At 50.6% G+C, this 8,613-nt stretch carries 8 protein-coding genes; 3 read left to right on the top strand and 5 right to left on the bottom strand.

From position 1 onward, the window contains the following. Positions 1-65: 65 nt before the first annotated feature. The 3 genes from NP589_RS20840 to NP589_RS20830 all read right to left on the bottom strand — a co-directional run bounded on the left by NP589_RS20840 (position 66) and on the right by NP589_RS20830 (position 2,350). Positions 66-404 carry a P-II family nitrogen regulator gene (locus NP589_RS20840; RefSeq protein ID WP_020485493.1) on the bottom strand — a complete coding sequence of 113 codons (339 nt, stop codon included), beginning with the start codon at positions 402-404 and terminating at the stop codon, positions 66-68. Positions 405-585: 181 nt separating this feature from the next. Continuing rightward, a complete protein-coding gene (locus NP589_RS20835; RefSeq protein WP_256608690.1) occupies positions 586-1,989 on the bottom strand; it encodes an ammonium transporter in 1,404 nt (467 codons plus the stop codon). 22 nt (positions 1,990-2,011) lie between these two features. Next, entirely contained in the window at positions 2,012-2,350 is a 339-nt protein-coding gene (locus NP589_RS20830; protein ID WP_020485491.1) for a P-II family nitrogen regulator, read from the bottom strand. Positions 2,351-2,758: 408 nt separating this feature from the next. Between NP589_RS20830 and NP589_RS20825 the strand changes: the two genes are divergently transcribed. Continuing rightward, positions 2,759-4,126: a porin gene (locus NP589_RS20825; protein WP_256608689.1), complete on the top strand. Its 1,368-nt coding sequence runs from the start codon at positions 2,759-2,761 to the stop codon at positions 4,124-4,126. A gap of 164 nt (positions 4,127-4,290) precedes the next feature. After that, positions 4,291-5,700 (top strand): glutamate--ammonia ligase, encoded by a 1,410-nt coding sequence (glnA, locus tag NP589_RS20820; protein WP_020485489.1) that lies wholly within the window; start codon positions 4,291-4,293, stop codon positions 5,698-5,700. 141 nt (positions 5,701-5,841) lie between these two features. Here glnA and NP589_RS20815 read toward each other — a convergent pair whose 3' ends face one another. After that, positions 5,842-6,294: a hypothetical protein gene (locus NP589_RS20815; protein WP_256608688.1), complete on the bottom strand. Its 453-nt coding sequence runs from the start codon at positions 6,292-6,294 to the stop codon at positions 5,842-5,844. Positions 6,295-6,456: 162 nt separating this feature from the next. Between NP589_RS20815 and NP589_RS20810 the strand changes: the two genes are divergently transcribed. Next, positions 6,457-7,836 carry an L-serine ammonia-lyase gene (locus tag NP589_RS20810; RefSeq protein ID WP_256608687.1) on the top strand — a complete coding sequence of 460 codons (1,380 nt, stop codon included), beginning with the start codon at positions 6,457-6,459 and terminating at the stop codon, positions 7,834-7,836. Between the two features lie 129 nt (positions 7,837-7,965). Here the strand turns inward: NP589_RS20810 and NP589_RS20805 are convergent, their stop codons facing one another. Continuing rightward, positions 7,966-8,532: a globin family protein gene (locus tag NP589_RS20805; protein WP_256608686.1), complete on the bottom strand. Its 567-nt coding sequence runs from the start codon at positions 8,530-8,532 to the stop codon at positions 7,966-7,968. Positions 8,533-8,613 lie beyond the last annotated feature (81 nt).

Below are 8,613 nucleotides of genomic sequence, written 5' to 3'. Positions count from 1 at the left end.
GTCTGCGAATAACGCGCAGACCAGGGCGATTTTTGATGTTTCGCTGTTTTTATTTTTTGAATACTTTAGATAGCGTCTTCTCCGGTCTCGCCGGTTCTAATGCGAATGATCTGTTCCAAGTTGGTCACAAAAATTTTACCGTCGCCAATTTTGCCGGTGTTTGCGGCCTTGACGATGGTTTCCACGGCTTGGTCGACAACGTGTTCCGCAACTGCGATTTCCAGCTTGACCTTAGGCAGAAAATCCACCACGTACTCGGCGCCGCGATACAACTCGGTATGGCCTTTTTGCCTGCCAAAACCTTTAACCTCGGTCGCCGTCACACCGGCCACGCCGATCTCGGACAAGGCTTCCCTGACGTCGTCCAGCTTGAATGGTTTGATAATCGCTGTAATTAATTTCATGCTATCCCCAAATTCGAATGATTAAAAAGCTGTTTCGTCACTGTTGCCACCATAATAAATAATTCCGGTAGAACCTACAATTTACGCGGGCAAAAGCACCAAAGTAGTGCTTCATGATAACAAAAACGGGCAGCCATCGCCGACCACCCGTTTCTTTTCGCGTTAACCGCAGCTTGCAAGCCTAAACGTGATAAGCGGTTTCGCCGTGTTCGGTGACATCCAGACCTTCGCGTTCGGTCGCTTCGCTAACTCGCAGACCCAAAGCCACATCAGCAATTTTGAAGGCAATAAAAGACACCACACCCGACCAAACGATGGCGATGCCGACGCCCCAGGCTTGGCTGGCAAGCTGGGTCATCACGCTGTAATCAGGCAAGGTCGCGTTGGTGACGTAATCCCATACACCGGTACCACCCAAGACAGGGCTGGCAACCACGGCAGTACCCAAAGCGCCGATGATACCGCCGACCCCATGCACACCAAACGCATCCAATGAATCGTCGTAGTTAAGTGCGTGTTTCAAAAAGGTTACCGACCAGAAGCATACCGCACCGACCACCAAACCCAAACCGATAGCACCCATCGGACCTGACCAGCCGCAAGCAGGGGTGATGGCGACTAAACCGGCAACCGCGCCTGACGTAGCACCCAACATGCTGGGTTTGCCACGCACTGCCCATTCCGCACCCATCCAGGCCAGCGTTGCCGCGGCGGCCGCCAGCAAGGTGTTGACGAAGACCAATGCAGCCAGACCGTTGGCTTCCAGGTTGGAACCTGCATTAAAGCCAAACCAGCCTATCCACAATAAGGACGCGCCTATCATGTTCATGGTAACGCTATGTGGGGCAATGAACTCTTTACCATAGCCAATACGCTTACCGATCATCAAGCAACCAACCAGGCCAGCAATACCGGCGTTGATATGTACCACGGTGCCGCCGGCAAAATCCAGCGCGCCTTTTTGGAATAAAAAGCCCGCAGTCGCACCGGCAGTTTCGGCGGCAGCAGCATCGGTATACGCATCAGGGCCGGCCCAGTACCAAACCATATGCGCCATCGGTAAATAGCAAAAGCTAAACCAAATCACGGTAAACAACAACACCGCTGAAAACTTAACCCGCTCGGCAAATGCGCCGATGATCAACGCCGGCGTGATAGCCGAGAATGTCAGCTGGAACGCCACATAAATGAATTCCGGTACATAAGCCCCCTTACTGAAAGTCGCCGCCATCGAATCCGGGGTGATGCCTTGCAAAAATGCCTTACTAAAGCCACCGAAGAAGGCGTTACCCTCGGTAAACGCAACGCTGTAGCCGAATGTTGCCCACATAATCGCCGTCATCGAAAAAATAACAAAGACCTGCATCAAGATAGATAGCATGTTTTTGGCGCGCACCATACCGCCGTAGAACAAGGCCAAGCCGGGTATTACCATTAACGCAACCAAAACGGTGGCTACTATCATCCATGCGGTATCACCCTTATTGACGGTAGCTTGCACGGCCGGTGCCGCAACCTCTTCCGCAAACGCCATGCCCGAGAGTCCAAACAGCGCGAACAGCGCCATGCCTGTTAAATATTTCATTGTTGGTTTCCCCATCTTGATATTAAAGAGCTTCTTCGCCGGATTCGCCGGTTCTAATCCGAACCACCTGCTCCAGATCGGTTACAAAAATTTTGCCATCGCCGATCTTCCCGGTATTGGCTACTTTCACAATCGCTTCGACGGCTTGCTCAAGCAAAGCATCCGCAACCGCTACCTCTATTTTTGCCTTGGGTAAAAAGTCCACCACGTATTCGGCACCGCGATAGAGTTCCGTGTGGCCTTTCTGCCGACCAAAGCCTTTTACTTCAGTAACCGTTACGCCAGATACACCGATATCCGACAACGCCTCACGCACGTCGTCTAGCTTAAACGGCTTAACCACCGCTGTTATCAGTTTCATAGTTCAACACCTCTTTGCTTGAGTTAGTAAATTCCCGAAACAAGCAAAGCATGATGCATGCCACTATTTATTCCCATGATTTTTAACGATTTATTAAACACATCAACTAAAAGGACAAAAGAAACGCACTAAAGTGGTGCGACGTCTTTTGGATTGCACCATTGCAACTCAATACCGCCCTACAGGCCTTGATCCGCCAGTTTTGGTGGTTTGCTTTAAGAATAAATCGGGCGTTGTCGCAACATAACAACACCGCATTACTTTGGTGCAACAAAAAGAATTTGCACCATTGCGATTCATGAACTAGCCTACATATGGCGCCTATCTTATTGATTTTTAATAAATCGAATATGGCCTAAAAACTGCTATACAATCTTCAGTAATCACTGAACCAAGGGGATAACCACCATGAGAAACAACACAACGTTAACAAAATCACACAGCCGCGCTTGCTTAGCCGGTTTAATGGTGATTTGCAGTGCCTCCGCTACTGCGGACAGCTGGACGGAAGCATCCGGACTGCTGGGCGCAGCCGGTATTGATCCGAACGCATCGAAATTCATGACCGATCACAACTTGAAAGTTGGCGGCTGGCTGAACACCAGCATTGGCGCCAACATGAACAGCAACAGCGATGGCTTCAACGGACCGGTCACATTCAATGACCGTACCGGCGAGTTGCAAATGAACCAGTTGTATCTGTACTTGCAAAAAGCCATAAACGTAAACGGCGACTCCTTCGACATCGGCGGCCGAGTCGACGTGATGTACGGTACCGACGCCGCATTCACGCAAGCTTATGGCTCTTTTGGACTGGATCCAGGCGATGCAGTCACGAGCAGTGACCGGGGCAATTGGGATTTGAATTTAAGCGGACATGGCGAGCGCTTTTATGGCTTAGCCTTGCCGCAAGCCTACGCGGAATTTAACCTGCCTTTCGGAAACGGTATTGCAGTCAAAGCCGGTCATTTCTATACCCCAATCGGCTACGAAGTCGTTACCGCACCGGACAACTTCTTCATCACTAAACCATACACCATGCAATACGGCGAACCGTTTACCCACACAGGTATACTGGCAACTTACGCCTACAACCCCAACTGGACAGTAATGGGCGGCGCGGTCACCGGCAGCAACTCCGGCGGCTGGGACGGTAACTGGGATAGAGACCTGGGTAACTGGGCTTGGCTGGGCGGCGTGACTTGGACTAGCGATGACGCCGGCACATCGTTGGCAATTACTTCAACAGCCGGCGACCGTTCCGAAAACAGCAACGACACCTGGGCGATTTACAGCATTGTTGGAAAGCACAATTTCACCGACAAGCTGCACTACATCATTCAACATGACCACGGCTTTGCCAACAACATCTGGACTGCGAGCGCCGCACCCAATGGCACGGCTACACAAGACGCGGAATGGTATGGCATCAACCAATATTTGATTTACGATGTAAATGACAAAGTTTCCGCCGGTGTCCGCGCAGAATGGTTCCGTGATCACAATGGCATTCGGGTATACGGCCCCGGCCGTTGCTATGCGGCAGCCGGTAATGAGGGAGCGAACTTTGCATGTGGCGGTAACTATTTGGCCAGTAACTTCCAAGAAGCAAGCGGCTATTACGCCGTAACAGCTGGCATGAGCTACAAACCGGCAAAATGGTTGAACTTGCGTCCAAATGTACGTTACGACTTTACCGATAATGCCAAAGCATTCGACAACGGTACACGCCACAACCAATTCTTGGTTACTGCGGACGTAGTCATCACTTTCTAAGTTGGTAACCCAAGCAAATTTATCGTTTTAAATCTATAAGCCTCCATAGAGTTGAAAGCCCTTTGGAGGCTTTGTTTGTTATAGCTCTTTACTACGTTTGATGATATTGTTAAAACGTTTAGCTTCTCAACCAAAACAACTACAACCCACGGAGACCCTCACTAATGTCTGTTGATCACGTTCTGAAATTAATCCAAGAAAACGACGTAAAATTTGTCGACTTCCGTTTCTGCGATACGCGCGGTAAAGAACAACACGTTACTTTCCCAGCGCACACTATCGACGAAGATACCTTTGAAGAAGGTAACATGTTCGACGGTTCATCCATCGCCGGCTGGAAACACATCAACGAATCCGACATGATTCTGATGCCCGACCCAAGCACGGCGGTTATCGATCCATTCTTTGACGACAAAACCCTGATCTTGCGTTGCGATATTATCGAACCGAAAGACATGCAAGGTTACGCTCGCGACCCTCGCTCTATCGCCAAACGCGCTGAAGCTTACCTGCAATCTACCGGTATCGCCGATACCGCGTTCTTTGGCCCTGAAAACGAATTCTTCATTTTCGACGACGTCCGCTGGAACACCAGCATGGGCGGCTGTTCCTACCAAATTGATTCCGAAGAAGCCGGCTGGAACTCTGAAAAAGTTTACGAAAACGGCAACATCGGTCACCGCCCAGGCGTTAAAGGTGGTTATTTCCCCGTGCCGCCAGTCGATTCATTCCAAGATATGCGTTCTGCAATGTGCTTGGTTCTGGAAGAAATCGGCCAAACTGTCGAAGTTCATCACCATGAAGTGGCCACAGCCGGTCAGTGCGAAATCGGTGTTAAATTCAACACCTTGGTTAAAAAAGCCGACGAAGTATTGGGCTTGAAATACGTAATTGCCAACATTGCTCACGCCTATGGCAAAACCGCTACCTTCATGCCAAAACCACTGGTTGGCGACAACGGCAGCGGTATGCACGTACACCAATCTTTAGCTAAAGGCGGTGTTAACCTGTTCACCGGCAACCTGTATGGCGGCCTGTCTGAAACCGCTCTGTACTACATCGGCGGCATCATCAAACATGCTAAAGCATTGAACGCCATCACCAACCCTTCAACCAACAGCTACAAACGTCTGGTTCCTGGGTTTGAAGCGCCTGTGATGCTGGCTTACTCAGCACGTAACCGCTCTGCGTCTATCCGTATTCCTTACGTCACCAACCCTAAAGGTCGCCGTATCGAAGTACGTTTCCCAGACTCAACCGCTAACCCATACTTGGCATTCTCTGCCATGTTGATGGCCGGCCTTGACGGCATCCAAAACAAAATTCACCCTGGTGAAGCGATGGATAAAGACTTGTACGACCTGCCACCAGAAGAAGAAAAAGCGATTCCACAAGTGGCTTTCTCTCTGGACGAAGCTTTGGCGGCTCTGGATGCAGACCGCGAGTTCTTGACTCGTGGCGGCGTATTCACCGATGACGTGATTGATGGCTACATCGCATTGAAACAAGAAGATGTGACTCGTCTGCGTATGAGCACTCACCCTGTTGAACTGGATATGTACTACAGCCTGTAATTAGCTAAGCCTGCTTCACGCAGGCCCACACTATTGCAAAGCCCCGCAAGCTATCCGGCTTCGCGGGGTTTTTTTTATGCCTCTATACTTACCTTATACCAATGCAATCGGCCGTGTTTGATTGAATTGAACCAACAACCGCTATTTGTCATCCTCAGGTATTTCAGGCGCTTTCCATGACCCGCGCTTATGCGCCTCCATAACGGTTTGCCAACCATCCGCCAGCTCTTTTTCGGTGATGCCAAAATGCTGGAGAATGCCATTCAGGCCGGACGGCAATTCAAGAGCAGGCTTGGCAATATTATCTGCGTCTTGTATTGCCTTTGGAGAAGATGAAATCAGTACGCTGCCATTGATAGGTTTGATGGCTCCTTTCGCACACAGGGTCTGATCGTCGGTATACAAAGTTTTTCCATCGACGACACATTTCATCGGTTGGGCCATCGCCTGGTAAACCGGTAAAAATGCGCATATGCTAAAGCCAATTAAAAACAGTATTTTCATGGCGCGGCTCCAGTAGTTCAAAAGAAAGACATTCGCGGCTCGAACCCTAATTGCTCCGGAAAAACCGGCAGTCAGTTTGTTTTCGCACACAAACTTTACCCATAAGTCTAGTTTGTAATGCCCCCTTGCCCTGTGGTTTCTAAATACTGTTTATAACCTCGCGACAGAGGCATATTAATTGCTGTGCTATCGATGGGAATGCAGATCCTTTATTCTTGAAACACTTTTCTCAGCACTATTTAGGCGATAACTATGGCTATCAGCGTCTTCGATATTTTTAAAATCGGTATCGGACCTTCCAGCTCTCATACCGTAGGGCCCATGCGGGCGGCGATGACGTTCGTCAATAATCTGGAACAACAGGGCGTTATTGGCGAAGTACAGCGCTTACGCATCGAATTGTTTGGCTCGCTTGGCGCGACAGGCAAAGGCCACGGCACCGACAAAGCGGTATTGCTTGGTCTGGAAGGCGAAGCACCCGACTTGATTGACCCCGCCATCATTCCGCAACGACTAGCGACTATCCGCGAGACGGGGGCAGTTAAGCTATTGCAACGTTACCCGGTGCCGTTCAACGAGAAGGCCGACTTGCTGTTTCAACGCAAAGTACTGCCCTATCACTCCAACGGCATGCGCTTTACCGTATTCGGCGCAAACGGCGCCGAACTGCTACAAAGCGATTACTATTCGGTAGGGGGAGGATTTGTAGTGACCGACGCAGCTGCGGCCGCTGATAGGCTGAGCAATGACGATACCTGCCTGCCCTACCCTTTCAAAACTGGTGCAGCGATACTAAAACTGTGCGCGACACATAACAAATCGATTAGCGACTTGATGCTAAGCAATGAAAAAGCCTGGCTGGGTGAAGAGGAAATCCGCCAAAAACTGTTAAACATCTGGCAGGTGATGCAGGCTTGCGTCGAACGCGGATTGCACGAAGAGGGGGTAATGCCGGGCGGCATGAAAGTCAGGCGCCGAGCTGCCAATCTCTATCGGCAGCTCAGTGGCGAAATACCCCGGCAAACGCCGAGCCTGCCGGTCGGAACGATGGAGTGGGTAAATTTGTTCGCGCTTGCCGTCAGCGAGGAAAATGCCTCGGGCGGGCGCGTGGTGACCGCACCCACCAACGGCGCTGCCGGCATCATCCCGGCAGTATTGCATTACTACTGGCGCTTTTGCGACGGCGCGAATGAGGAAGGTGTAATTCGCTTCTTGCTGACGGCAGCTGCGATAGCTATCTTGTACAAAGAGAACGCCTCACTATCCGGCGCCGAAGTCGGCTGCCAGGGCGAAGTCGGTGTCGCTTGTTCCATGGCGGCCGGCGCACTGGCCGAAGTATTGGGCGGCACGCCCGAGCAGGTCGAGAACGCCGCCGAAATCGGGATGGAGCATAACTTGGGCTTGACCTGCGACCCAGTCGGCGGTTTGGTGCAAGTGCCCTGCATCGAGCGTAACGCGATGGGATCGGTAAAGGCTATCAACGCCGCGCGAATTGCCCTGCGCGGCGACGGCAAGCATTTCGTATCCCTGGACAAGGTAATCAAAACCATGCGCGAAACCGGCGCCGACATGAAAACCAAATACAAGGAAACCTCACGCGGCGGCTTGGCGGTGAATTTGATTGAATGCTGACAACTCAGGTTTATTCAAGCCCAAGACTTGTAGATTCGTTAAAATTCGCGCGCCTAACAAAAAGCCTGCCCAGCCGACCAAGCGCAACAGCGCCATATAGCAATTTCCGAGCTTTAGACAATAGCAAAATTAACCATGTGTACGGAAATCGGTCGCTATATCCCCGTCATCATAAATTGCTTGGCCTCTGCCAAGAATACCGTCGCGGCCCGACGCCGCGAATGCCATGATCTGTGCAGCCGTTTCCTGCGGAACTTCCAATTGATTGAGGCTGTTTTGCAATAGTTCCAAAACCACATCGTAGTTATCGTCGATGGGCTGTAATCTTAAAAAATGGGAGTGGCCGGGGCAGAGCAGAGTGAGATGGGGTTTCTCGTCGCTGCCGACAAGATCGCCGGTGACGAACATCTCTAAAAACGCAAAGTCTCGATTATTGACCAAACTGGGCTTGGCGTTCCCTCTGGCAAAAGCCGCCGCAAAATAATCATCAGCCAATTCGGACAGTTTTTTCGGCTCGACGAGCTCTGCGCTGAGCAAAGCGTTTACAAGCTGTTTTAGAGGTTCCTTTTGCTCCTGGATAGGCCTGGAGTAAAAATATCGGTTGATCCGATAGTCATCCAGCATACTGGCATAGAAAATATCCACAATTTTCGACACCAGGTTCTCGTCAATTTTTGGCAATAGTTTATCTTTCATCGTTTTATCCCCCGGTTTATAGTTAACCAGCTTATTTGCTTAAGTCAAATGCCGCATGAGTACGTCCCTTTTGCGTCTATT

This window comes from Methylomonas rosea (assembly GCF_024505055.1).
Classification (GTDB): domain Bacteria; phylum Pseudomonadota; class Gammaproteobacteria; order Methylococcales; family Methylomonadaceae; genus Methylomonas; species Methylomonas rosea.
Note: the sequence above shows the minus strand (reverse complement) of the source record. Positions and strands in the feature narration are given on the sequence as shown.